A 315-nucleotide genomic window follows, 5' to 3' on the forward strand; every position below is an offset into this window, starting at 1 on the left:
CAAAGCTGAGCAGTACTAATTACCCGAACGCTTCGAACCCCCTGAATCTTCATCGAAGATTCTGTCCCCCTGAAAAGGGGGGCACGACAAGGCGCTTGCGCAAAGTCGGGGGGACTACAACGAAACACTATGTGCTCGTTCCGCTACTATACTTATCAAAACCTATTGTACTGCTCTTTCATCATCCATGTCGAACACATTGCAAGGCTTTGCGAGCGAAAGCTCGAAAGCACAAGACCTTAAGGTGACTATAGCGGTGGGGATCACCTCTTCCCATTCCGAACAGAGCAGTTAAGCCCACCAGCGCTGATGGTA

General features: G+C 50.2%; 1 rRNA gene. It reads left to right on the top strand.

From position 1 onward, the window contains the following. Positions 1-240: 240 nt before the first annotated feature. Positions 241-315, top strand: a 5S ribosomal RNA gene (gene rrf, locus KK083_RS32370); the annotation flags it as partial.

The sequence above is a fragment of the Chryseosolibacter histidinae genome (assembly GCF_018598225.1).
Classification (GTDB): Bacteria; Bacteroidota; Bacteroidia; order Cytophagales; family Cyclobacteriaceae; genus Chryseosolibacter; species Chryseosolibacter histidini.